Below are 25,888 nucleotides of genomic sequence, written 5' to 3' on the forward strand. Positions count from 1 at the left end.
CTCTTAGGAGTTGCTCATGCCTGTCGAGTTCATCAGCGCCGTCCACACCGACTCCGGGGCCTCGGGCCCCGCCGCCGCCGGCCGTACCGGCTTCGACGTCGACCATCTCCGCAAGTACGCCCGCGCCCTCGACGACGGCGGCTTCGACCACACCCTGGTCGCCTACCACTCCGCCTCACCCGACGCCTTCCAGATCGCCCAGTTCGTCGCCACCCACACCGAGCGCATCCGCCCGATCCTCGCGCACCGGCCCGGCGTGATCTTCCCGACGCACGCGGCCCGCGCCCTGGCCACACTGGATCAGATCAGCAAGGGCCGGCTGACGCTGCACATCATCTCCGGCGGCAGCGACGAGGAGCAGCGCCGGGAGGGCGACTACCTCGACAAGGCCGAACGGTACGAGCGTTCGGACGAATACATCCAGATCCTGCGGAAGGTGTGGCAGGCCGAGGGACCCGTCTCGCACGAGGGGAAGCACTTCCGCTTCGAGGGCTACCACTCCGATGTGAAGCCGGTGAACGGGCTGGTCCCGATCTCGGTCGGCGGGTCGTCGCAGGACGCCTACCGGGTCGGCGGGCAGCAGGGCGACATCTTCGGGCTGTGGGGCGAGCCGCTGAAGGAGACGGCGGAGCAGATCGCCTCCGTCAACGCGGTCGCCGACGCCGCCGGGCGTCCCCACCCCCGCATCTGGGTGTCGTTCCGCCCGATCATCGCGCCCACCGACGAACTGGCCTGGGAGAAGGCACACCGCACGCTGGGCGTGCTGAAGGACCAGGCAAGCAACACCGAACTGCTGCGGCACTACCGCACCGACGGCCGCCCGGCCAACGTCGGCTCGCAGCGGCTGCTCGACATCGCCGAGCGGGGCGAGGTCCACGACCGCTGCCTGTGGACCGCGCCGGCCGTCGCCACCAACGCGGCCGGCGCCTCCACGGCGCTGGTCGGCTCCCCGGAGACGGTCGCCCAGGCGCTGCTCGACTACGTCGACATCGGCTGCGACCTGCTGTCGATCCGCGGCTACGACCCGCTCAACGACGCCATCGACTACGCCCGTCACGTCCTGCCGCTGGTCCGGCAGGAGCTCGCCCACCGCACGTCCGCCGCCCACGCCGCCTGATATGGAGCTCCCGTGTCGTTCCGCCGTTCCCTGCGCACGTCCGCCGCCGCCTTCGCCTTCGCCGCGCTGCTCCTGCCGTTCGCGACGGCCTGCGGCGGTGACGCCCAGGCCGACTCCCAGGCCGACGTCACCCTGCGCGTCGGCGCCACCGGGTGGAAGGTCGAGGAGGCGGTGCTGAAGTTCGCCCACCTCGACGACACCCCCTACCACGTCAAGTGGAGTCTGTTCCAGGGTGGTGACCAGCAGCTCCAGGCCGTCCGGGCCGGGGCGCTGGACCTGGCCTCCTCCAGCGAGATCCCGCCCGTGTTCGCGGCCGCCGACGGCAAGCCGAACTTCAAGGTGGTCGCCGTGCAGCGCGGCGCCACGCTCAACCAGGAGGTCGTCGTCCCCAAGGGCTCGAAGGTCACCGACATCGCCGGCCTGAAGGGCAAGAAGGTCGGCTACGTCCAGAACACCACCGCCCACTACTTCCTCTACGAGCTGCTGAAGCAGGCGGGCCTGAAGTGGTCCGACGTCGACGCCAAGCCGCTGCTGCCCAACGACGGCCTGGCCGCCCTCAACGGCGGCTCCCTGGACGCCTTCGCCTCCTACGGCACCTCGATCATCACCGCCCACCAGCAGGGCGCGACGACGGTCGGCTCGGGCGCGGACATCCTGTCGGGCAACTTCCTGTGGTCGGCCAGGGACAGCGTCCTCAAGAGCGACGCCCAGAAGGAGGCCGCGGCCGATCTCATCGCCCGGATCAACAAGGCGTACGCGTACGTCCGTGACGGGCGCGAGGCAGCGTTCGCGAAAGTGATCGCGAAGAACACGCACCAGCCGGTCGCCCAGGCGGAGCAGGACCTTCTCGCCCAGCAGAAGCAGCGGCCCACACAGGCCCGTACGGTCGACGACGCGGCGATCTCCTCACAGCAGAAGGTCGCGGACGTCTTCACCGAACTCGGGGCGCTGAAGTCCCGCCTGGACGTGAAGTCGTTCTGGACCACCGCTCTCACCACCGACCTGGAGAAGGCCCTGTGACCGCCCGCATCGCCGACCTGGCCGCCTCCCACGACCGCTCGGGCGCCTTCCCCGCGGAGTCGCTGCGCATCGCCCACGAGGCGGGCCTGCTCACCGCGACGCTCGGACAGCGGTACGGCGGCCCGGGCGGCGGGGTCGAGGAGTCCGCGCGGATCCTGCACACACTCGGCCGGCTCGACCCGTCCGTCGCCCTCATCGCGGCGATGACCCTCGGCGCCCACGCCCGGCAGGCGGCCCAGCCGCACTGGCCGGAGGCGTTGTACGCGCGCGTGGTGAAGGAGTCGCTCGCCCGGCCGGTGCTGGTCAACCACGCGCGCGTGGAGCCCGATCTGGGCTCCCCCGCGCGCGGCGGACTGCCCGCCACGCGGGCCCGGCGCACCGCCGACGGCTGGGCGGTCAGCGGCACGAAGCGCTTCGTGACGGGCGCGGAGGGGCTCGACTGGTTCCTGGTGTGGGCCACCACCGACGAGCCCGAGCCGCGCGTGGGCACGTTCCTGGCGCCGGGCGACTCCCCCGGCATCGAGGTCACCGGACGCTGGGACCAGCTGGGCCTGCGGGCGAGCGGCAGCCATGACGTGACGTTCCGGGACGTGGAGGTGGCCTACGAGGACGTCATCGGGCTCGGGCCGTACGGTCCCGCCGCCGAGCAGGACAACCGGGCGGGCGCGTCCCTGCATCTGCCGCTGGCGGCGCTGTACCTGGGGGTGGCGCGGGCCGCGCAGGAGTCCTTCCACGCGTTCGCCCACGCGCGTGTGCCCGCCAACCTCGGTCATCCGGTGGCGTGTACGGAACGGTTCCGCCGGACCGCCGGGGAGATCGAGGTGCTGCTCGCGGGCGCCGAGCAGCTGGTGTTCGGCGGGGCGGCGCGGGTCGACGCGCGGGATCCGGCGTACAGCCCGGAGCAGGCGCTGGGCGCGCGGGTGCTGGCCGACCGGCACGGGGTGCGGGCCGTGGAGCTGGCCGTGCGGCTGCTGGGCAATCCGGGGCTGGCCCGCGGCAACCCGCTGGAGCGGCACTGGCGCGACATCCAGTGCGCGCCGGTGCACGCGCCCCAGGAGGACGTCTCGCTGCTCGCGATCGGAACGAAGGCGCTGTCGCTGTGACCCTCGCCCTGCCCACCGCCTCGGCCCGCTTCCTCGGCCTGCTCGCCCGCGATCTGCCGCCCGCCCGGCTGGCCACGGATCCGCGCACCCTCGCCGCGCACGCCGCCGACCGCTCCGGCACCCGCCCGGACGGGCTCCCGCTGGCCGTCGTGCACGCGCGGCGGACGACGGACGTGACGGTCGCCCTCCGGCACGCGCACGCGCTGCGCGTGCCGGTGGTCCCGCGCGGGGCGGGCACCGGCCTGTCGGGCGGGGCGACGGCGGGCGAGGGCGCGCTCGTCCTGGACCTGTCCGGGATGGACCGCATCCGTGAGCTGTCGGTCGACGACCAGCTGGCGGTCGTCGAGCCCGGGGTGGTCACCGCCGACCTGGACCGGGCGGCGGCCGCGCACGGGCTGCGCTACGCGCCCGACCCGGCCAGTGCCGCGTGGTCGACGATCGGCGGGAACATCGCGACCAACGCCGGCGGGCTGCGGTGCGCGAAGTACGGGGTGACCCGGGACAGCGTCCTGGGTCTGGAGGCCGTCCTCGCCGACGGGACGGTGGTGCGCACGGGCCGCCGTACCGTCAAGGGCGTCACCGGGTACGACCTGACGGCGCTGCTCACCGGGTCGGAGGGCACCCTTGCGGTGATCACGTCGGCGACGCTGCGGCTGCGGCCCGCGCCGGCGGCGACGGCCACGCTCGCCGCGTACTTCCCGACCTTCGAGGCCGCCGCCGAGGCCTCGTATGCCATCGGGCGGGCGGGGATCGTGCCCGCGCTGGCCGAGCTGGTGGACGGGCCGGTGCTTCAGGCGGTGGATCCATCGCTGCGGACGCGGGGCGCGGCCCTGCTGATCGTGCAGTGCGACGGGGCCGGGGCGGCGGTGGAGGCGGCGGCGGTCGCGGAGCTGCTCGCCGGGACGGCGACGAGCGTGGAGACGGCCGAGGACCCTGCCGAGGCGGAGGCGCTGCTCGCGGCCCGGCGGCTCGCGCTGCCCGCGCTGGAGCGGCTGGGCCGGCCCCTGATCGAGGACATCGCGGTGCCCCGCTCCCGGCTGGCCGAGGCGGCGGCGGAGATCCGGGCGATCTCCGCCCGCCACGACGTACCGGTGTTCACGATCGCACATGCCGCGGACGGCAATCTGCACCCCATCGTGGTGGTCGACCCGTCGCTCGACCGGCTGCCCGACGCCGCCTGGGAGGCCGCGGGCGAGATCTTCGCGCTCGCGCTGCGGCTCGGCGGCACGCTCACCGGGGAGCACGGCGTGGGCGTGCTGAAGCGGCAGTGGGTGGCCGAGGAGCTGGGTCCCACGGCGCACGCGCTGCAACGGCGGATCAAGGAGGCGTTCGACCCGCGGGGCATCCTCAATCCGGGCAAGGCCCTGTGAGCGGCCCTACCGGGCCAGGAGGGTGCGGACGCCCTCGGAGGTGAGGGTGAGCGGGTGGTCGCCGGCCGCGTCGATGCACAGGCACAGCTCACCGGTCGGCCACTGCGCGGCGAGCGCCCCGAGGGGCACCAGGCGGTAGCGGTCGACGTTCGGCAACAGGCCGGCCAGTTCCGGCTCGGACGTGAACACGGGCACCACGGGCGTGCCCCCGGGCTGGTCGAGGACGGGCAGCGCGACCGTGGTGGGGTCGGTCACGTCCTCGTCGACGGCGTCGTCGGGCACGGGCACCAGCACGTCGCAGCGCGCGAGCGTGTCCAGTGCCGCCGTGTCCTCGGTGTCGTGGGCCAGCACGTCCAGCGCGCGGGCGGCGGCGGGGTTGGCGAGCGAGTCGTGGGCGGGTGTCTTCATGACGGGTCCTCTGTAGGCGGTCGGACGGCCCGCCCCGGACACGGCACGTCCGGGCGCGGTCCGGCTCGCGTACCCGAGCGGGGACGGTTCAATCCCCTGGTCGACCCGGACCCATGCCCCGGACCCATGCCCCGGACCGATCCCCCGGCCGGTCCTCAGCGGGCCCGGAGCACCTCGTCGACGGCGGTGACCCGGATCAGGGGCCGGTACAGGTCCATGACGTGCAGGGCCTTGGCGTGCGAGTCGTCGTCCGCGCCCGCGCAGGCGTCGGCGACGACCAGCACCTCGACGCCCGCGTCGGCGGCGGCGAGCGCGGTGGACAGGACGCAGCAGTCGGTGCTGACGCCGGCCAGGACGAGGCGGCCCGTGGGGGCGACGCGGTCGGCGAGCCCGGGTGTCCACTTGCCGAAGGTCGGCGCGTCCAGGATGTCGTGCGCGAGCGGGGCGAACTCGTCCGTCAGCCGCCACAGCGGGGCGTCGGGCGGCCGGCGGGCGAAGGGCCACCGGTCGTAGTAGGCCTGCCAGGCTCCGGCGGGTCGCTCGGGGGCCAGGAAGCGGGTGAAGGTGACGCGTTCGGCGAAGGCCGGCAGCAGCCGTCGTACGCCTGTCGCCGCCTCGGGGTAGCGGGGGGCCGCCCAGGGGCTGTCGGGGTCGGCGAAGACGTGCTGCATGTCGATGACCGCGAGGTGGGCGGCGGCGCGGGTCATACGGGCGTCGCCTGTCTGCTCGGGGGCTGTGCCTCCTGGGCGCGGACCCGGTCGCGGCCGAGGGCGAGGCCGCCGAGGAAGCCGAGGGCCAGGGCGGCGAGGACGCCGAGGTTGGCGTAGGCCCAGGCGCCGGACTTGCCGCCGAGGCCGAAGGGGCCGAGCAGATAGCCCTGCCATTCCAGCCAGTCGGCGGAGGCGTTGGTGACCAGGCCCCAGCCGAGGGCGGTGGCGGCGAGGGTGAGCAGCAGCGGCAGGGGCGGTACGTCGCCGTAGCGGCCGTCGGGGCGGTAGAGGTCGGCCTCGTCGTAGTCGCGGCGGCGCAGGGCGAGGTCGGCGAGCATGATGCCGCACCAGGCGGCGATGGGGACGCCGAGGGTGGTGAGGAAGCCCATGAACGGGCCGAGGAAGTCGTCGGCGAAGAACACGATGTAGACCGAGCCCGCGATCATCAGGACGCCGTCGACGAGGGCCGCCGCGGGGCGGGGGATGCGCAGTCCGGCCGAGAGCAGGGCGAGTCCCGAGGAGTAGATGTCGAGGACGGCGCCGCCGACCAGGCCGAGGACGGCGACCACGGCGAACGGGACCAGGAACCAGGTGGGCAGGATCGTCGTCAGCGCGCCGATCGGGTCGGCGGCGACGGCGGCGGAGAGCTCCTCGGAGGAGCCGGCCAGCAGCAGGCCGAACACCAGCAGGAGCAGCGGGGCGACGGAGGCGCCGAAGGCGGTCCAGCCGATCACGCCCCGGCCTGAGGAGGAGCGGGGCAGGTAGCGGGAGTAGTCTGCGGCGGCGTTGACCCAGCCGAGGCCGAAGCCGGTCATCATGAACACCAGCGCGCCGATGAACTCCTGGGCGGAGCCGGCGGGGATCGCGGAGACGGTGCTCCAGTGGACGTGGTCGGCGACGAGTCCGACGTAGACGAGAGTGAGCACGCCCGTGACCACGGTGATCACGGTCTGCAGGCGCATGATCAGGTCGAAGCCCATCACTCCGCCTACGACGGTGAGGGCGCCGACGAGGATCAGCGCGACGACCTTGGTGCCGGTGCCGCCGCCCCAGCCGAGGCGGTCGAACACGGTGGCCGTGGTCATGGCGGCGAGGGCGACCAGGACCGTCTCCCAGCCGACGGTGAGCATCCAGGAGAGCGCCGAGGGCAGCCGGTTGCCGCGCACGCCGTAGGCGGCGCGGCCGAGGACCATGGTGGGCGCGGAGCCGCGTTTCCCGGCGACCGCGACGAACCCGCAGAGCAGGAAGGAGAAGACGATGCCGATCACTCCTGCGGCCAGGGCCTGCCAGAAGGAGATGCCGAAGCCGAGCGCGAACGCGCCGTAGCTCAGACCGAGGATGGAGACGTTCGCCCCGAACCAGGGCCAGAAGAGGGTGCGGGGCGTGCCCTTGCGTTCGGTGTCCCGGATGACGTCGAGGCCGTGCGTCTCCACCTGGAGCGGTCTGTCCGCCGGTCCGGCCACCGGTCTGCTCTCCGGTCCGTCTGCCGGTCTGTTCTCCGGTGGGCCGGCTTGGGGGTTCGTCATCGTCGACCTGCCTGTCCGGAGAGGGGGAGGGGCGCGGCGTCCGTCGTGGCCCGCCACACAGTCCTACCCCCGTCCTACCCGTCAGGACCCCTGATCCACGGCGGGGGCGGCCGGGTCCGCCCGGGAGGGGCGGTCGCCCGGCCGCCGGGCTCAGCTCATGCGCCGACCTCCGTGACGCGCAGTCCCTCGCTCCGCACGCACCGCTGGATCATCGCGGCCGCAGCGCGCACGTGGGGTGCCACGCGCCTGGGCTGGACGACCTCGGAGGGCCCCACGACTCCCACGGCGGCCACGACCATCCCGCGGCTGTCGCGCACCGGGATCGCGAAGCCGCCCCGGGCGGGGGAGAGCGTGCCGTGGACGACCGCGTAGCCCTCCCGGCGGACCTTGGCGAGGCACTGCTTCAGCTGCGCGCCGTCGGTGATCGTGGCGGAGGTGTAGGCGCGCAGCGGGGCCGTGCAGACCTCGTTCTGCAGAGCCGCGCCGGCGTGGGCGAGGAGGACCAGTCCGACCGCGGTGGCGTGCAGCGGCACCCGGCGGCCGGGGTCGCCGTAGGTGGCGGCCACCTCCGGTTCGCCGGAGACGAAGGACAGGCAGACGCTCTCCTTGCCGTCGCGGATGGCGATCGTGGCCGCGGCCGAGGTCTGCCCGTGCAGCGTGACGAGATGCGGTTGGGCCGCCTCGACGACGGCGGAGGAGCGCGGCGCGAGAACGGCCGTCTCCCACAGCCGCAGTCCGATGCTGTACCCGCCGTCGGCGCACCGTTCCAGGGCGCCCCAGCCGTGGAGCTTGTTGACGATGCGGTGCACGGTGGCGACGGGCAGTCCCGAGCGCCGGCTGATGTCGCTGAGCGTCAGGGTTCGGTTGTCCCGGTCGAAGGCGCCGAGGATGCTGAGCGTCCGGTCGACGACTGAGCGCTCCGGAGCTGCGGAGTGGGGAGTGGTCATCCCGTTCAGAGTCCCTTCACCTTCAGGTCATGGCGCGTGTTGACACGTGCGTGTGCATGTCCGTGCACACACAGGCACCAGAAGTGATCTGGCATCGGGCGACCGGCTCTATCATTGAACCCTCAAGTGGCCAGTGAAAGGTCGATTCCGGAACGTTCATGGTTGATTTCGCATCGTTACCGATCCCCCGCGTCCCCTACAGACCTGTCTGCCGGCCCGGTCTCGGTATCGCGGTGCTGACCCTGCGCGAGCTGCTCACCATGGTCCGCGCCGACTTCCTCGCCGCTCCGCACCGGCTCGACTTCCACCAGGTCATGCTGGTCAGGGAGGGGTCAGGGAGCTACTCGATCGACTCCACCTGCTTCGAGTGCCGGCCCGGAACCCTGCTGTGGACCCGGCCCAACCAGGTGATCCAGTCCTTCCCGCAGCCCTCCATGGACGCCGACATCATCATGTTCACCGAGGCGTTCCCGCTGCAGATGGGTGCCCACATGGCGATGCTCGACGATGTGCTGCGTCCCTCGCACTGGCAGCTGCACGACAGCGAGTCGCCTCCGTTCCAGCGCGTACTGAGCCTCCTCCAGGAGGAGTTCGAGCGACCGGACCGGGGGCTCGGCGAGGAGCTGCTCAAGCATCTGCTCGCGGTCGTCCTGCTCCACCTCGACCAGATGTGCCGACTGCGCCACAACAACGCCTCGCCCGTCAGCGGCGACAACGGCGACCTCTTCCTCCGGTTCCGCCGCGAGCTGGACCGCTCCTACCGGGCCACCCGACTGGTGGAGGACTACGCCGCGGCCCTCAACTGCAGCACGCGCGCTCTGGCGCGGGCCTGCCACGCCGTCGCCGGCACCTCCACCAAGGACATGATCGACGCCCGGGTCGCCCTGGAGGCGCGCCGTCTCCTCGCCCACACGGATCTGCCGATCAGCGCCATCGCCCGGCAGCTCGGATTCTCCGAGGTGACCAACTTCGGCAAGTTCTTCGCGCGCCGCGTGAATATGACACCGGGCGCCTTCCGCCGTGAGTCAAAAGTGGTCAATCAGCGGTAATACGGCCGGTTCGACCGTCACTTCACGAGCCCTTCACATAATTCCTCCACAGGTCCTCCTTCGGGTCTACGCCCGTAAACCCGAATTTCTTTCCACTCTTCGGAAGAACGCTTGTTGCAGATTCCGAAAACTGGCAAGACTGTGCCTTGCGTGCTTCGGGCGGCCACTCCGAAGACACCGCGACACACGCGACACCTGCGAAGACGCAGGTCTGCACCATTGAGCACGAACCGGACGCCGACAACTTGCTGACGAGTTACTGACAAGTTATTTATTCGCCACCCCCCACGGCGATTAGCAGAAAGTTGCCCATAGCTCAAATCCCCCCACGCTCTCAGGCCCGGCCGGACTTCCGGCCCCTTTCACGGCACAGGCCCGTCGACCGGATGAGAAATCCGGTCGGTCCCCGACGCGCACGCCGTGTGGCACGTTCGGCGTGCGCCGCGCGCCGTCACCCGCCCGGGCCTGTCCGGTGCACGGCTCAGCATCCACCCGCCCCTCAGGGAAGGACGTCCCCCATGCCCGCAGTCACCGCACCCGAAGCCGAGACCTGGCTGATCGAGAAGATCGCCCACCGACTCGGCGTGCCGGCCACCGAGGTCTCCCGCGAGGTCTACTTCGACGAACTGGACCTCGACTCGACCGAAGCCCTCATCCTGGCCGGCGAGTTGGAGAACTGGCTCGGCTTCGAGCTGAGCACGACGACCCTCTGGTACCACCCGACCGTCAAGGACCTGGCGACCTATCTGGCCGAGGAGAGCGCTCAGCGTGCGGCCGCCGCGTGACGCCGCTTCGCCGGTCGCCCGCCCGCTGCGCACCGCCGCACCCGGCCGACGCACGGTGTACGTCGTCCACCCGGGCGCCCTCGCCCCCCAGGTCTACGTCGGTCTGGCCCGGGCCCTGCCGGACGGCGAGGGACTGACCGTACTGGACCTGGGCGCGGTCCCCGACTACGCGGACGCGGCCCTGACCGGGGGCCGGGCGGCCACCACCGTGGAGGCCCTGGCCGAGCGGCTGCTGGCGGCCCTGGAACCGGTCGACGGCCCCTGCACGCTGGCCGGTTGGTCCTTCGGCGGAGTGCTGGCGCTGGCGATGACGCACGCGCTGCCCGCCGGGCGACGGCCCGAACGCCTGGTGCTCCTCGACAGCATCGCGCCGACCGACGCGTACAAGCAGCCCGACGACGCGCTCGAACCCGCCCTGCTCCTGGACTGGTTCGCCATGTATCTCGGGGCCAAGCGGGACCGCCCGGTCCGCCTCGACCCCGGCGCGCTCGAGGGGCGCGGCGTCGACGACGGACTCCCCGTCGTCCTGGACGCCGCGACCGCCGCCGGAGCCCTGCTCCCCGACACCCCGCTGCCCGGACTGCGCAAGCTCTACGACACCTATGTCGACGGCCTGTTGCGCAACAACCGCCTCACCGCACCGCACCGGCCGGCGCCCGCGCCGCTCCCGCTGGTGCTGGTGAAGGCCGAGCGAAGCCTCGTCCCCGGCGACGAGACGCTCGGCTGGCAGCCGCTCGCCCCGCACGGACTGACCGTGCACCTGTGCCCCGGGGACCACTACACGATGCTCAGCCGCCCGGACTCCCTCGGCGTGCTCGCCGAACTCCTCTACAACGCCTGACTGTCGACGGTCCGACGGTCGGCGGCCTGACCTACGACGGTCCGACTGTGGGCGGCTTGGCCGACGACGGCCCGACTGTTGACGGCTTCGCTCACGACAACCTGACTGTCGGCGGCTTCGCTCACGACGGCCTGGCTGTTGTCGCTTCGGTGTGACGGCCGACCGCCGTGCGCTGCCCCGCTCCCCTCTGTTCAGGCCTCGGCGTGCTCCCCCGGCTGCCGCGGGACGCCCGGCCGGCGCGGCCCGGTCGTGATCGCCGACGGCCCGTCGCCACCGCACTCCGTAAACCCGCACGTCCGCACGCCCGCAAACCCGCACGCCCGTAAACCCGCACGCCCGTAAACCCGCACGCCTGTACGCCCGCACACCCGTAAGTCCCGTTCCTCTCCCCCTTCCCTGTGCGTCACCCGTAGGGCCCGAACCGACCAGGGCCGTTCCCCGGCCCCGCCGTCCGACCAAGAGAGCCTCGCCGTGAACGCTTCGCACCCTTCCGACCTCGACCGCCGGCTGGCCCGGGATCCCATCGCGATCGTCGGCCTGTCCGCCCTGTACCCCAAGTCGCGCGATCTGCGCGAGTTCTGGGCGAACGTGGTGTCCGCCGCCGACTGCATCGAGGACGTCCCCGCGACCCACTGGGACGTGTCGGAGCACTACGACTCCGACCCCGCCGCGCCCGACAAGACCTACTCCCGGCGCGGGGGCTTCATCCCCACCGTCCCGTTCAACCCGCTGGAGTTCGGGCTGCCGCCGAACACGCTCGAAGTCACTGACGTGCTGCAGCTGTTGAGCCTCGTCGTGGCGCGTGACGCGCTCAAGGACGCGGGCGCCGACCAGGACTGGTACGACGCCTCCCGGACCGGCGTGGTGCTCGGCGTGACCGGCGCCAACCAGCTCACCCAGCCGCTGTCCGCCCGGCTGCAGACGCCCGTCCTGAAGGAGGTCGTGCGCAGCTGCGGGCTGTCCGACCGGGACGCGGAGGAGATCGCGGAGAAGTTCAAGCTGGCCTTCGCGCCCTGGGAGGAGAACTCCTTCCCCGGCATGCTGGGCAACGTCGTCGCCGGCCGGATCGCCAACCGCCTCGACCTCGGCGGCATCAACATGACGATCGACGCGGCCTGCGCCAGCTCGCTCGGCGCGGTGAAGGCCGCGGTCAGCGATCTGCTGGAACGGCGCTCGGACACGATGCTGGTGGGCGGCTGCGACGCCGAGAACACCATCTTCATGTACCTGTGTTTCAGCAAGACCCCGGCCTTCTCCAAGTCCGGCCGCATCCGCCCGTTCGACGAGGACGCCGACGGCACCCTCATCGGCGAGGGCATCGGCATGCTGGCGCTGCGCCGCCTCTCCGACGCCGAACGCGACGGCAACCGCGTCTATGCGGTCCTGCGCGGCATCGGCTCCTCCAGCGACGGCCGCTTCAAGTCCATCTACGCCCCGCGCAAGGAGGGCCAGATGGCCGCGCTGCGCCGGGCGTACGAGGACGCGGACGTCTCCCCCGACTCGATCGAGCTGTTCGAGGCGCACGGCACGGGCACGGCGGTCGGCGAGGCGACCGAGCTGTCCGCGCTCACGGCGGTGGTGTCGGAGGCGGGCGAGGAACGGCAGTTCGCCGCGGTCGGCAGTGTGAAGTCGCAGATCGGCCACACCAAGGCGGCGGCCGGCGCGGCCGGGATGATCAAGCTGTCGCTCGCCCTGCACCACAAGCTGCTCCCGCCGACGATCAACGTGGAGCGCCCCAACCCGGCGATCGACTGGACGGACAGCCCGTTCTACGTCAGCGCCCGCACCCGCCCCTGGATCCGCGACCCGCGTCGCCCCAGACGCCGGGCGGCGGTGTCGTCCTTCGGTTTCGGCGGCACCAACTTCCACCTGGTGCTGGAGGAGCACGGGGACGGGGACGACCTACGGGTGATGTTCCCTGTGAGCCGGATATGCGTATGGCATGAACCTGACATGAACGGGCTGATACGGGCCGTCGAGGAGGGGGCCGAGCCGAAGAGCACGCCCGCTCCCGCCGGAAGCCCGCGCCTCGCTCTGGTCGCCCGCACCGACGCCGAACTCGCCGAACTGCGCGCCCTGGCCGTCGCACAGCTGCGGGACCGGCCGACGGCCGAGTCCTGGTCGCACCCCAAGGGCGTCTACTTCCGCCGCGCCGCAGCCCCCACCGGCAAGGTCGCCGCGCTCTTCGCCGGCCAGGGCAGCCAGTACGTCGAGCCCGGCCGCACCGCGGTCCTCGCGCTGCCCCCGCTGCGCGCGGCCTTCGACCGGGCCAACGCGGCCTTCACGGACGGCGGACTCCCGCTGTCCCGGGTGGCGTTCCCGCCGCCGGCCTTCGACGAGGCGACCCGCGCGGCCCAGGAGACCGAGCTGCGCCGCACCGAGTACGCGCAGCCCGCGATCGGCGCCCTGGCGGCCGGCCACTACCGCTATCTCACCGAACTCGGCTTCGACGCCGACGGGTTCCTCGGGCACAGCTTCGGCGAACTGGCCGCGCTCTGGGCGGCCGGCGCCCTCGACGACGACACGTACTACGCGCTGGCCCGGGCGCGGGGCGCGGCCATGGCCCCGCCGCCCGACGCGGACTTCGACCCGGGGGCGATGGCGGCCGTCACCGCCTCACCGGAGCAGGTCGCCGAACTGCTCTCCGCACACCCGGAGTTGACCGTCTGCAACCGGAACGCTCCGGACCAGGTCGTGGTCGGCGGCGGCACCGACGCCGTGGCACGGTTCGTCGCGGCGGCGGGTTCGGCCGGTGTCCGGGCGCAGCGGCTGCCGGTGTCGGCGGCCTTCCACACGCCGTTCGTCGCCCACGCGGTGGAGGAGTTCGGCCGCCGGGTCGCCGCCGCCGAGATCGGCCAGCCGCAGCGCCCGGTGTTCGCCAACTCCCCCGACGCCTCATACGGTTCGGACGCCGAAGCCAACCGGCGGACCCTGGTCGACCAGCTGGTCAAGCCCGTCGAGTTCGCCGAGCGGGTCGAGGAGATGTACGCGGCCGGCTTCCGTACGTTCGTCGAGTTCGGCCCGAAGGGCGTGCTGACCCGGCTGGTCGACCGGATCCTCGGCGAGCGCGAGCACCACGCGGTGCAGCTGGACCCGGGCAGCGCCGGCGACGCCGACCTCACGCTGAAGCGGGCGGTGGCCCAACTCGCCGTACTCGGACTGCCGTTGGCGACGGCCGACCGGTATGTGGCCGAGCCGCCGGTCGAGGAGCCCGTCAAGGGCATGACCGTGCCGCTCAACGGCATCAACCATGTGCCCGACGCGCGCAGGGCCGCGTATCGGGACGCGCTGGAGAACGGGTACCGGGTCGCGCCGGTCGCGACGCACTCCGTGGACGTCACTGCCTCGACGCCCGCCGCAAGCCTGGCCCTGTCCCTCCCCGCAGACGTTCTGGAGAGCGAGCTCGTGGAAGAAGAACGCCCCGTCCCCGCCCCTGCCCCCGCCCCTGCCCCTGGCCCCGCTCCCATCCCCGGCGACGACCGGCTCTCCTCGCTCATCGCCGACCATCTCGCCCTGCACGACGAGTACCTCCAGGGCCAGCTCACCAGCGCGCAGCGCATGATGGGGCTGCTGGAGCGGGCCGACGAGCAGGGCCGCGTCGACGCGGTGATCCCGGGCGTCTCCTCGGTGAAGGAGCACGGTCTGGCGATCGGGCGCACCCATCTGCGGGCCAACGAGATCCTGCGGGACCTGGCGGCTCTGGAGATCGGCGCGGTGACGCCGTCGACGGCCACGGCAGCCCCGGCGGTTCCGGAGGTTCCGGAGGTTCCGGAGGTTCCGGAGGTTCCGGCAGCCACAGCGGTTCCGGTGACGCCTACCGTTGCGGCGCTTCCGGCGGCGGTCGCTCCCGTAGTGCCCGCGCCTGCACCCGCCCCCGCGCCCGCCCCCGCTCCGGATCCGGTCGGTGCGACCGCCGACGACATCGCCGCCGCGCTGCTCGACGTGGTGTCCCAGAAGACCGGTTACCCCGCCGAGATGCTCGACCTCGGCATGGACGTGGAGGCGGACTTGGGCATCGACTCCATCAAGCGCGTCGAGATCATGGGCGTCCTCCAGGAACGGTTCCCGAGCCCGACCCCCGTAGGCCCCGAACACCTCGCGGAGCTGCGCACGCTCAGCGAGATCGTCGGCTTCGTGCTCAGCCTGGGCGGCACGAGCGCCGGTGCGCGGGCAGCGGCTCCCGCTCCGGCCCCGACGGCCCCGGTGGCCACCACCGCCGACGTGACCGCCGCCCTTCTCGGCATCGTCTCCCAGAAGACCGGCTACCCGGCCGAGATGCTCGACCTCGGCATGGACGTCGAAGCCGACCTCGGCATCGACTCCATCAAACGCGTCGAAATCATGGGCGTCCTCCAGGAACACTTCCCCAGCCCCACCCCCGTCGGCCCCGAACACCTCGCCGAACTACGGACGTTGAACGAGATCGTCGGCTTCGTCCTGGAACTGGGCGGCGGTGCGAGCACGACCTCCGAGAGCACCGAGAACATCGTCGGCAGCGCCGCTGACGCCCCCGCCACGGACGACGTCACCGCCGCGCTCGTCGGCATCGTCTCCCAGAAGACGGGCTACCCCGCCGAGATGCTCGACCTCGGCATGGACGTCGAAGCCGACCTCGGCATCGACTCCATCAAACGCGTCGAAATCATGGGCGTCCTCCAGGAACACTTCCCCAGCCCCACCCCCGTCGGCCCCGAACACCTCGCGGAACTGAGGACGTTGGGCGACATCGTCGGCTTCGTGGCCGGTCTGTCCGACGTCCCCTCGCCGGAAGCCCCCTCAACCCCGGCGGCCACCGCCGCTCCTGCCACCCCCGCTGCCGGAGTCCCCGCCCCCGCCGTCACCACCGCCGCGATCGGTCGTGGTCACGCGGCGCTGCGGGACCTTCCCACCACCCCGGACCGCCTGGTAGGCGGCTACCCGCAGGGCGCGACCGCGCTGGTCGTGGACGACGGCAGCGAGGTCGCCCAGGCCACCGCGTCCCGGCTCGACGCGGCCGGCTGGAAGGTGCGGGTGCTACGGCTGCCCGGTGTCGCGCAGCGCGTCGCCGGAGCGGAGGACCTTCCCCTCACCGGCTGGGGCGCCACGGAACTCGCCTCCCGCGCCGAGGAGTTGACCGGCGACAAGGTCCACCTCGTGCTCGCCTTCGCGGCCGTCGACGATCTGCCGTGGGCCGAGGGCGTGCGCAGGCTCGCGCACACGCTGCTCGTCGCCAAGCATCTGGTCGGCCCGCTGACCGTCGGCGCGGAGACCGGTCACCGGGCCGCCTTCGTCACCGTCACCCGGCTCGACGGCGCCTTCGGTCTCACCGGGGTGTCCGAGGACGCCGTGCCCGCCGGCGGAGTCGGCGGTCTGGTGAAGACCCTCGCCGTCGAGGCCCCCGAGCTGTTCTGCCGGGCGGTCGATCTCGCCCCTGCGCTCGGCGCGGACCGGGCCGCGGATCTGGTGCTGGAGGAGGTGTACGACGCCGCGAGCGGCCCGGTGCAGGTGGGCCGTGACGGCTTGCGCAGGGTCGCGCTCACCCTCGGCAAGGCGCCGGCCGCCGGATCGGCCGCCGCGCCGGCCGCCCAGCCGGCCCGCCCGCTGACCTCCGAGGACCTCCTGGTCGTCACCGGCGGCGCGCGCGGCATCACCGCCCGCTGCACCGTCGCCCTCGCCGCGGCGCACCGCCCCGGTCTGCTGCTGCTGGGCCGTACCGCGCTCGGCGAGGAGCCCCGGTGGGCGCACGGGCTGACCGACGCGGCCGCGCTGAAGGCCGCCGCCGTGGCCCGGCTGAAGGAGTCGGGCGAGAAGCCCACCCCGAAGCGGGTCGAGCAGCTCTACCAGGCGGTCGTCGGGGAGCGCGAGGTGCGTCGGACGCTGGCCGACCTCCGGGCGGCGGGCAGCGAGGTCGAGTACCTCGCCGTGGACATCGCCGACGCCGCCGCGACGGCCGCCGCGCTCGCTCCGTACCGGGAGCGGATCAGCGGGGTGGTGCACGGCGCCGGCGTCCTCGCGGACCAGCTGATCGCCGCGAAGAAGGCGGCCGAGATCGAGCGGGTCTTCGCCGTGAAGCTCGGCGGTCTGCGGTCGGTCGTGGCCGCCGTGCCCGCCGAACGGCTGCGCCACGTCGTGCTGTTCTCGTCGGTCGCCGGGTTCTTCGGCAACCGGGGCCAGTCGGACTACGCCATGGCCAACGAGGTCCTCAACGCCTGGGCGGCCTCCTTCAAGTCCCGTCGGCCCGAGGCCCATGTCTCCGCGCTGAACTGGGGCGCCTGGGACAGCGGCATGGTGTCCCCGCAGATCAAGGCGGTCTTCGAGGAGCGCGGCATCGCGCTGATCCCGCAGGAGACCGGGGCCCGCATGTTCACCGAGCAGTTCGCCGCCGAGCGGTCCGGCGACGTGGTCACGGTCCTCGGCCCGACCACTCCCCTGTCGGCGCGGGAGGACGGCGCGCGCACCCCGGCGGCCCTACTGGAGCGGGACCTGTCGGCGCTCGTCGCCGAGCCGCTCGTGGCCGACCATGTGATCGGCGACGCCCCGGTGCTGCCCGCCGCGGCCGCCCTGGGCTGGGCGGCCGGCGCCCTCGAGCGGTTGACCGGTCAAGTCACCGCACGGATAAGGGACTTCGCGGTGCACAAGGGCGTGGTCTTCGACGGCTCGCTCGACGGCAGCCGTTTCCAGCTGTCCGTCGACCCGACGCCGGACGGCGCGGAGGCCGACGTGGCGATCCGCTCGGTGGGCGCGGACGGGACCGTACGACCGCACTACGCGGCCCGGGTGCTGCTCGGCGGTGCTCCGTCGGAGCCGGGGCGGGTGTCCGGGCTGCCGGCGCTCGGCGGCGGCGGTGACGCGCAGGTGTTCTACGCCGACGGCACGCTGTTCCACGGGGCGTCCCTGCGGGGGCTGCGCCGGGTGCTTCAGCCGGGTGAGGCGCGGCTCGTGCTGGAGTGCGCGCTGGCCGAACTGCGGCCCGCGGGCGGCGCGTTCGGCGGTGAGCGGTTCGCGCCCGGCACCGCCGACCTGCTGTTGCAGGCCGCGCTGGTGTGGACGCGGCTGCACCGCGACACGGCGAGTCTGCCGATGGCGGTGGCGGGCGTCGAACTGTACGAGGCGCTGCCGGACGGCGAGCCGTTCCTCGTCGTCGTGGAGCCGGTGGAGCCCGCCGCGTCGGGCACGGCGCTGACCGTGACGGCGTGCACCCCGGGCGGGCGCGTCCTGGCCCGGTTCTCCGGCGTGTCCCTTGTGTCCACCCCGCAGCTGGCCGCCAAGTTCGCGAGCCGCTGAGCCCGACGTACGGACCGGAGGCACCGGCGGGTCGACTCCCGCCGGGCCCCGGCGCCTTGGAGGAAACAGCTGCCATGAGCAAGTTCGCGATCGTCGGGATCTCCTGCCTCTTCCCCGGGGCGGCCACTCCCGACGCGTACTGGGACAATCTGCGCGACGGCGTCGACAGCCGTACGGAGGGCGGGCCGGAGGTCTTCGGCCCGGCCGCCGACGCCCGGGACACCGACCCCGCGCACCACATCACCAGCATGCGCGGCGGGTTCGTATCCGGCTTCGACTTCGACCCCACCGGATATCTGCTGCGCCCTGACGACCTCACCCGCCTCGACCGGGTCTTCCACTGGTCGCTGCACGTGGCCCGCGAGGCCCTGCGCGACAGCGGACACGCCGACCGCCCCGGGCTGCTGACCCGCACCGGCCTGGTGATCGGCGACTACTCCTTCCCCACCCCGGCCTCCGCGCGCATCAGTCTGCCCCTGGTCCACGAGGCCGTGCTGGCCGGTCTGCGCGCGTCCGGCAGGCCGGCGCCCGACGCGGCCCCGCTCCTCGACCCGGCCGCCGTGCACCCGGCCGACGCCCGCGTCAGCGGCGCCCCGGCCCGCGTCACGGCCGCCGCCCTGGGTCTGGGCGGCCCCCGCTACGCCCTCGACGCCGCCTGCTCCTCGGCGCTGTACGCGCTGAAGCTGGCCTGCGACCATCTGGCCGCCGGGCAGGCCGACCTGGTCCTCGCGGGCGGGGTGTGCGCCCCCGACCCGACGCTGATCCACCTCTCCTTCTCCGACCTGCACGCCTATCCCGGCAACGGCGTCAGCCAGCCCTTCGACGCCCGCTCCACCGGCATCCTCACCGGGCAGGGCGCCGGCATGGTCGCCGTACGGCGGCTCGCGGACGCCCTCGCCGACGGGGACCGGATCTACGCGGTCGTGGACGGCATCGGTCTGTCCAACGACGGCGCGGGCCGGCATCTGCTGGTCCCGAATCCGGCCGGGCAGCGGTCGTCGTACGAACTCGCCTACGCGCAGGCCGGGTTCGGACCCGAGTTGGTGGACTACCTGGAGTGCCACGCCACCGGGACGCCGATCGGCGACAGCACGGAGGCCGAGTCCGTCGCCGACTGGTTCGGCGCGCGGGGCGCGATCCCCGCGCTCGGTTCGGTGAAGGGCAACCTCGGGCATCTGCTGACCGTGGCGGGCCTGAGCAGTCTGCTGAAGGTGATCCTGGCCATGGGGCACGGGCATCTTCCGCCGACGCTCGGCGTCGAACGGCCGCTCACGGACCGGCTGCCGGTGGTGCGCGAGGGGCGGGCCTGGCCCGAACACCCCGGACCGCGCCGGGCGGCGGTGTCCGCGTTCGGCTTCGGCGGGACGAACGCCCACGTGGTGCTCTCCCAGGGGACCCAGCGGCTTCAGGGGATCCAGGGGATCCAAGGGATCCCGGAGACCCCGGAGACCCGGACCGGGGAAGGCGCGTCCGAGCCGGTCGTCGTTCCGCCCGCGCTGGACGTCGTCGGCCTCGGCGCGCACTTCGGCACGCTCGACTCGGCCGCCGCCTTCGAACGCGCGCTCCACGACGGCACGAACGCCTTCCGTCCACTGCCCGAGCACCGCTGGCGCGGCCTGGAGGACACCCCCGGCGGCACCCTTGAGCGGGCCGGTCTGACCCGGGCGCAGCTGCCCGAGGGCGGGTTCGTGGACCGCGTCGAACTGGATCCGGCCGACCACCGCATCCCCCCGGCCGACCTGCGCAACTACAACCTTCAGCACGCCCTGATCTCGAAGGTCGCCGACGAGGCGCTGCGCGACGCCGGGTACGACCGGACCGTGCCGCCCGGCCGGAAGGCCCCCGACCCGCGCCGGGTGGCGGTCGTGGTCGCGATGGAGATCGAGCCCAGCGCGCATCTGCACCTGGCGCGGTACGGCCTCGGCGACTTCCTGCGCCGGGCGTACGCCGACGCCGGTCTGGAACCGACGCCGGAGCAGCTCCTGGCGGCCGCCCGGGACGCGGTCCACGAGCCGATCGTCGCCAACGAGGTGCTGAGCTACATCGGCAACATCATGGCCAGCCGCATCTCCTCGCTCTGGAATCTCACCGGCCCCTCCTTCACCGTCTCCTCCGACGGCGCGGGCGCGGCCGAGGCCCTCCAGATCGCCCGACTCCTGCTGCTCGACGAGAGCGTGGAGGCCGTGCTGGTCGGCGCCGTCGACCTGGCCGCCTCCCCGGAGAACCTGCTGCTGCGCGGGGGACGTCCGGCGGCGGGCGCGGGTCTCAGCTTCGGCGAGGGACAGCGGGGCCGGCGCATCGGCGAGGGCGCGGGGGCCGTCGTGGTCACCCGGGCGGGCGAGGCCGCGCGGCCCGGGTACGCGCGGGTCGACTCCATCGCCGTACGGCATGCCGCTCCCGTCGACGGCGTGCTGCCGGAGGCGGACGCCGGGGCGCTCGCCGCAGCCGCCGGGCAGGCCCTTGCCGACGCCGGGATCGGGCCGGGGGACGTGGGCTACCTGGAGGCGCACGCGGGCGGTACGGCGGCGCAGGACACAACAGAGCTGGAGGGGCTGGCGCGGGTGTACCCGGCCGGGTCCGGGGCGGTCGCGCTCGGCAGTGCGAAGGCGCAGGTCGGGGATGTGCAGGCGGCGTCGGCGATGGCCGGGCTGCTGCGGGCGGTGCTGTGTGTGCACCACGGGTACGTCCCCGGGGTTCCGGGCTGGCGCAGGCCGGACCCGGAGCTGAGCGACCACTTCGCGGCCTCCGCCTTCCATGTGCCGGACTCCTCCCGGCCGTGGCTGCGCGGCGGGAGCGCTGGTGGCAGCGGCGACGGAGACGGCGATGAGCGCGGCCGTGGAGGCGGCGAGGAGCGCGGCCGTGGACACAAGGGCCGTCGGTACGCCTCGGTGAGCGTCATCGGATCCGACGGCGCGCACGGCCATGTGGTGCTGTCCGGTGAGCGCACCCGTGGGGACGAGGTGTCCGCCGACTGGCGTCGGGCCGGCGCCCCGCTGCTGCTGCCGCTCGGCGCGGCCGGCGTCGACGGGTTGCTGGCGGAGGTCGACCGCCATCTGGTGCTGCTGGCCGAGGGCGCGGACCCGTACCGGCTGGGCCGGGCCGCGGCCGAGCGGCTCGCGGGCAGCAACCTGCGGGTCGTCCTCGTCGGGCGGGACGGCGAACAGCTGCGGCAGCAGCTGGAGTCGGCCGCTCATGGCCTGCGGGAGGCGTACGCCAAGGGCGAGGAGTGGACGACGCCTGCGGGCAGTTGCTTCGCGCCGCGGCCGATCGGCGCGGAGGGGAAGGTGGCCCTGGTGTATCCGGGGGCCTTCAACTCCTATCCCGGGCTGGGCCGGGACCTGTTCCGCGTCTTCCCGTCACTGCTCAACCGCTTCGAGGCGGAGGCGGCGGACCCCGACCGTCTGTTCCGCGCGGCCCAGTTGTATCCGCGCACCCAAGTCGCCCTCGAACGGCGGGCGTTGATGGAGCTGGAGGGGCGACTCGGGGAGGACGTCCCCTTCATGCTGGCCACCGGCACCACCTTCGCCATCCTCTACACGGACCTGGTGCGGGAGTTGTTGGGCGTGCCGGCGCACGGCGCGTTCGGCTACAGCCTGGGCGAGTCCAGCATGCTCTTCGCCACCGGCGGCTGGCGGCGCTCGGCCCGCCGGGACGACCGGATCAGCGCGACCCCGCTGTTCCACGACCGGCTCACCGGCCCGCGCCGCACGGTACGGGAGCTCTGGAACCTGCCCGAGGACACGCCCGACGCGGCGGTGTGGGGCAGCTTCGTGCTGCTGGAGTCCGCGGACCGGGTCACCGAGGCGCTCGCCCGGTACGAGCGGGTCTTCCTCACCCACGTCAACACGCCCACCGAGGCCGTCATCGCCGGTGATCCCGCCCAATGCCGTTCCCTGATCGCTGAGTTGGGCTGCCCGTCGGCCCGCTCCCCGGTCGGCTCGGTGATGCACTGCCCGGTGGTCGACGGGGAGTTGGCCGCCCTCGCCGAGCTCAACGACCATCCGACGGGCTCACCGGGCGGCCTGGAACTGCTGAGCGCCTACGACTACGGGCCGGTCGGCGACCTGGAGCAGGGGGAGGTGGCCCGCCGCATCGCCCAGACCCTGCGCGGCGCCATCGACTTCCCGCGGCTCGTGCGCACCGCCCACGACCGGGGCTTCCGCTACTTCATCGAGGTCGGTCCCGGCGCGACCTGCACCCGCTGGATCCACGACACCCTCGGCGACGCCCCGCATGTGGCCGTGCCGGTGGACCGGCGCGGGGTGCCGGCCGTCCGTTCCGTCGCCCAGCTGGCGGCGCGGCTCGCCGCCCACGGGCTGCCCGTCGACCTCACCGCACTGCTCGGCCCGGACCCCGTGTCCACCGCCCGGCGCGCCCTGCTTCGGGTGCCGGTGGGCGGAGGCGCGTCCATCCCGGCGGGCGTGGCGACGCGGGTCGCCGCGCTGACGGCCGGGGGGTCGGCGGCCCCGTCCGCTCGACCGGCGGCCGGGCTGTCGGCGACGCCGTCCACCCCTCCTGCCGCCGCGTCTCCCGCGGTCCGCCGTTCCGCGCTCTCCCCGCGCTCCCCGCTCTCCGCCTCTCCCGCACCCCAGGTGACGGAGGGCCGACCCGTGCCCGTCGTCGCCGAGGTGACGGACGCCCGGACCGTGCCCGACCCCGACCCCACGCAGGCGCGGCCGATCCCCGCCGCGACCGTCTCGCTGGAGGTAACCGACCCGATGCCCGCCGACCCCACCCTCGACGACGCCGAGGTCATCACCTTCGACGGGGAGCCGATCGCCTTCCTGCCGTGGGCGGCCCAGGACACACCACCCGCACCCGTGGCCCACCGCCCGGCCGGCGGTCCCGCCGCACCCGGCGAAAGGGCCGCCCTGCCGGGACCGCCGTCCGCACCCGTGTCTTCGGCCTCGACCGGTTCCGCGGCCACCGACCTCGTGCGCGAGCTGCGCCGGCAGATGGTGGCCACGCACTCGGTGGTCATGGAGACGCAGCGGGTGCTCCAGGAGCACACCCTCGCGCGCACGGACGCGCTGCTCGAAGCGCCGACGGCCACCGGTCGGCACACGCCCCGTCCCGTCCCCTTCCCCTCCCTCCCGCCCCGCCCCGTCGAACCCCCGGCCGCGAGCCGTGCCGTCCAGCCCGCTCCGCAGCGCCCCGCCCTCCCCGCCTCCCCGTCCCCTGCCCCTGTGCCTGCCCCTGCGCCCGCCCCTGTGCCTGCGCCGGTGTCCGCCCCCGTCCCCGAGGCCTCCGGCGTCGTCTGGGGCGAGGAGCAGCTTCTCGCCTTCGCCACCGGCCGCATCGCCGACGTCTTCGGCCCCGAGTTCGCCCCCGTCGACGCCTACGCCAAGCGGGTGCGCCTGCCCGCCCCGCCGTACCACTTCGTCACCCGCGTCACCGCGCTGCAGGGCGAGACCGGGGTCTACGAGCCGTCGTTCATCCGTACCGAGTACGACGTGCCCGAGGACGCCTGGTACGCCGTCGACGGCGGGGTGCCGCCGGCGGTGGCCATCGAGGCCGGCCAGTGCGACCTGCTGCTGATCAGCTACCTGGGCATCGACTTCCGCAACAAGGGCGAGCGCGTCTACCGGCTGCTCGACAGCAAACTGGTCTTCCACGGCGACCTGCCCCGCACCGGCCAGACCCTGCGCTACGACATCTCCATCAACCGTTTCGTCCGCCAGGGCGACACGACCCTCTTCTTCTTCAGCTACCTCTGCTACGCCGACGGCGAGCTGATCCTCGAACTCAAGGACGCCTGCGCCGGTTTCTTCACGCAGGCGGAGCTGGACACCCCGCTCGGCGTCGTGGTGACCGAGCGGGAGCGGCAGCGGCGGGCGGCGCTGACGAAGACCTGGTTCAAGCCGCTGGCGTACACCGACAGGGACCATCTCACCGCCGTGGAGCTGGAGTTGCTGGCCGACGGCCGTCCGGGCGAGGTCTTCGGCCCGCACCACGCCCAGGACCCGGGGCTCAACCCCGCGCTGCGGCTGCCGGACGTCCGGCTGCGCATGGTCGACGAGATCCGCATCGACCGGACGGGCGGACCGCGCGGCCTCGGCGCGATCACCGCGCACAAGCGGCTGGAGCCTGACGCCTGGTACTTCGCGTGCCACTTCCCCGACGACCCGGTGCTGGCCGGCTCGATGGTCGCCGAGGGCGCGGTCCAGACCCTCCAGGCGTATCTGCTCCACCAGGGCATGCACCTGGTCCTGCCGGACGCCCGCTTCCAGACGATCGTCGGGCTGGAGACGGAGGTGCAGGTGCGCGGCCAGATCACCCCGGCGCACTCCGAGATCCGCTACGAGATCGAGGTCATGGAGCTGACGCTGCTCCCGCGTCCCTCGGTGATCGCCGACGTCCTGGTGTACCTGGGCGACAAGCCGGTGATCCGGATGCGGAACTTCGGCATCCAGATCCGGGAGAAGGACGGCACGCCGTACCGGGCCGGGATCGGTGGCGTGCCCGAGTTCCTCGGCCGCCGCAACCGGGCCGGCGAGCCCGCGATGATCAACGAGCTGCATCTCGCGCACGCCGCGAAGGGCGACCTCGGGACGGCGATGGGCCCCGAGTTCGACGTCTACCGGGACAGCAGGGCGCCGTACATCCCCAACGGGGATTTCCAGTTCGTCGACCGCATCATGCAACTGACCGGCACTCGTGGTGACTTGAAGCCCGGGGCGGAGATGGTCACCGAGTACGACTCGCCTGCCGACGCCTGGTACTACCGCGAGAACTCCCACCCGCACATGCCCAACTGCGTCTACATGGAGACGTCCCTCCAGGCGGCGATCCTGAACGGCTACTACCTCGGCGCCACCCTCAAGCAGCCCGAGACCGAGTACTCCATCCGCAACCTCGACGGCACGGCGACCCTCGTCAAGGACGTCGACCTGCGCGGCAAGACCGTCCGCCACCACTCCACGCTGCTGATGACCAGCGCGGTGTCGGGTGCGGTGCTGCAGAACTTCCGCTACGAACTCTCCGCCGACGGCGAGGTGTTCTACACGGGCGAGTCCCTCTTCGGCTACTTCAGCGAGGCCGCCCTCGCCCACCAGGCCGGCCTGGACAACGGCACGTATGTGGCGCCCTGGATCGAGCAGGCCCCGCGCGAGAACGTCCGCCGGATCGAACTCGCCGACGACGCCCCGCAGTTCACCGGCGACCTGGCCCTGCCCGGCGGTCACTTCCACCTCGTCGACCAGGTGGACGTGGTCGAGGGCGGCGGAAGACACGGCAAGGGCTATCTGCACGGCCGGCGCCGGGTCCGGCCCGACGAGTGGTACTTCGACTGCCACTTCCACCGCGACCCGGTGATGCCCGGCTCGCTCGGCGTCGAGGCGATCCTCCAGGCCCTGCGCCTGTACGTCCGCGACCAGGGCCTGGCGGACGGCATCGCCCGCCCCCGCTTCGCGCTCGCCACGGACATCGCGATGAGCTGGAAGTACCGCGGCCAGATCCTGCGCCACGACGGCGAGCTGAGCTTCGACGCGCACATCAAGGAGGTGCGCCGGGACGGCGACCGACTGGTCGTGATCGCCGACGCCGACCTGTGGAAGCCGGGCCTGCGCATCTACGAACTCACGGACGTGGCCATCGAGGTGCGCTCCGAGACGAGCCCCGAAGAAGCCCCCGACTCCGCCGACTCCGGCCAGTCCGCCCCGTCCGCCGACTCGGCCCAGTCCACCGACTCCGCCGACTCCGCCGGCTCCGCCGCCTCCGCCGACGACCCCCGCGACCAGGCCTGACCGG

At 73.2% G+C, this 25,888-nt stretch carries 13 protein-coding genes; 9 read left to right on the forward strand and 4 right to left on the reverse strand.

The annotated features are described in order from the left end of the window. The first annotated feature begins 16 nt into the window (after window positions 1-16). Genes OG562_RS00965 through OG562_RS00980 form a run of 4 tightly spaced genes read left to right on the forward strand, consistent with a single transcriptional unit; the run spans window position 17 to window position 4,610 of the window. The gene (locus tag OG562_RS00965; RefSeq protein WP_266392317.1) at window positions 17-1,117 is read left to right on the forward strand and encodes an LLM class flavin-dependent oxidoreductase; all 1,101 of its coding nucleotides are present in this window, start codon (window positions 17-19) and stop codon (window positions 1,115-1,117) included. 12 nt (window positions 1,118-1,129) lie between these two features. After that, window positions 1,130-2,137, forward strand: coding sequence for an ABC transporter substrate-binding protein (locus OG562_RS00970; RefSeq protein WP_266392319.1), 1,008 nt, complete (start codon window positions 1,130-1,132; stop codon window positions 2,135-2,137). Further along, a complete protein-coding gene (locus tag OG562_RS00975; protein ID WP_266392322.1) occupies window positions 2,134-3,240 on the forward strand; it encodes an acyl-CoA dehydrogenase family protein in 1,107 nt (368 codons plus the stop codon). The genes OG562_RS00970 and OG562_RS00975 overlap by 4 nt, the downstream gene beginning before the upstream one ends. After that, window positions 3,237-4,610 (forward strand): FAD-binding oxidoreductase, encoded by a 1,374-nt coding sequence (locus OG562_RS00980; RefSeq protein WP_266392325.1) that lies wholly within the window; start codon window positions 3,237-3,239, stop codon window positions 4,608-4,610. Before OG562_RS00975 ends, OG562_RS00980 begins: the two co-directional genes overlap by 4 nt. Before the next feature lie 6 nt (window positions 4,611-4,616). Here the strand turns inward: OG562_RS00980 and OG562_RS00985 are convergent, their stop codons facing one another. The 4 genes from OG562_RS00985 to OG562_RS01000 all read right to left on the reverse strand — a co-directional run bounded on the left by OG562_RS00985 (window position 4,617) and on the right by OG562_RS01000 (window position 8,201). Continuing rightward, entirely contained in the window at window positions 4,617-5,018 is a 402-nt protein-coding gene (locus OG562_RS00985; protein WP_266392327.1) for an SseB family protein, read from the reverse strand. 155 nt (window positions 5,019-5,173) lie between these two features. Further along, window positions 5,174-5,725, reverse strand: a complete 552-nt coding sequence (locus OG562_RS00990; RefSeq protein WP_266392329.1) for a cysteine hydrolase family protein — start codon at window positions 5,723-5,725, stop codon at window positions 5,174-5,176. Further along, window positions 5,722-7,161, reverse strand: coding sequence for a cytosine permease (locus tag OG562_RS00995; protein ID WP_266392331.1), 1,440 nt, complete (start codon window positions 7,159-7,161; stop codon window positions 5,722-5,724). Before OG562_RS00995 ends, OG562_RS00990 begins: the two co-directional genes overlap by 4 nt. Before the next feature lie 248 nt (window positions 7,162-7,409). Beyond that, window positions 7,410-8,201 (reverse strand): IclR family transcriptional regulator, encoded by a 792-nt coding sequence (locus tag OG562_RS01000; RefSeq protein ID WP_266392334.1) that lies wholly within the window; start codon window positions 8,199-8,201, stop codon window positions 7,410-7,412. Between the two features lie 233 nt (window positions 8,202-8,434). Here OG562_RS01000 and OG562_RS01005 point away from each other — a divergent pair, with 233 nt between their 5' ends. From OG562_RS01005 to OG562_RS01025, 5 genes are all read left to right on the forward strand, one after another. Continuing rightward, on the forward strand, window positions 8,435-9,250 hold the full coding sequence (locus OG562_RS01005; RefSeq protein WP_266392336.1) for a helix-turn-helix transcriptional regulator: 816 nt from the start codon (window positions 8,435-8,437) through the stop codon (window positions 9,248-9,250). A 518-nt stretch (window positions 9,251-9,768) separates the two neighbouring features. Then, window positions 9,769-10,035 (forward strand): acyl carrier protein, encoded by a 267-nt coding sequence (locus OG562_RS01010; RefSeq protein WP_266392340.1) that lies wholly within the window; start codon window positions 9,769-9,771, stop codon window positions 10,033-10,035. Then, complete coding sequence (locus OG562_RS01015; protein ID WP_266392343.1) at window positions 10,019-10,876, forward strand: alpha/beta fold hydrolase; 858 nt, start codon at window positions 10,019-10,021, stop codon at window positions 10,874-10,876. Before OG562_RS01010 ends, OG562_RS01015 begins: the two co-directional genes overlap by 17 nt. 471 nt (window positions 10,877-11,347) lie before the next feature. Further along, on the forward strand, window positions 11,348-18,139 hold the full coding sequence (locus OG562_RS01020) for a type I polyketide synthase (protein WP_266392346.1): 6,792 nt from the start codon (window positions 11,348-11,350) through the stop codon (window positions 18,137-18,139). A gap of 74 nt (window positions 18,140-18,213) precedes the next feature. Next, window positions 18,214-25,884: a beta-ketoacyl synthase N-terminal-like domain-containing protein gene (locus tag OG562_RS01025; RefSeq protein WP_266392349.1), complete on the forward strand. Its 7,671-nt coding sequence runs from the start codon at window positions 18,214-18,216 to the stop codon at window positions 25,882-25,884. Window positions 25,885-25,888 lie beyond the last annotated feature (4 nt).

Origin of the sequence: Streptomyces sp. NBC_01275 (genome assembly GCF_026340655.1) — a bacterium.
In the GTDB taxonomy this organism is placed as follows: domain Bacteria; phylum Actinomycetota; class Actinomycetes; order Streptomycetales; family Streptomycetaceae; genus Streptomyces.

Bases quoted from the DNA above. Each gene is read 5' to 3' on its own strand.
- OG562_RS00965 (WP_266392317.1), top strand. From the start codon at position 17: ATGCCTGTCGAGTTCATCAGCGCCGTCCACACCGACTCCGGGGCCTCG.
- OG562_RS00985 (WP_266392327.1), bottom strand. From the start codon at position 5,018: ATGAAGACACCCGCCCACGACTCGCTCGCCAACCCCGCCGCCGCCCGC.
- OG562_RS00990 (WP_266392329.1), bottom strand. From the start codon at position 5,725: ATGACCCGCGCCGCCGCCCACCTCGCGGTCATCGACATGCAGCACGTC.
- OG562_RS01000 (WP_266392334.1), bottom strand. From the start codon at position 8,201: ATGACCACTCCCCACTCCGCAGCTCCGGAGCGCTCAGTCGTCGACCGG.
- OG562_RS01010 (WP_266392340.1), top strand. From the start codon at position 9,769: ATGCCCGCAGTCACCGCACCCGAAGCCGAGACCTGGCTGATCGAGAAG.
- OG562_RS01025 (WP_266392349.1), top strand. From the start codon at position 18,214: ATGAGCAAGTTCGCGATCGTCGGGATCTCCTGCCTCTTCCCCGGGGCG.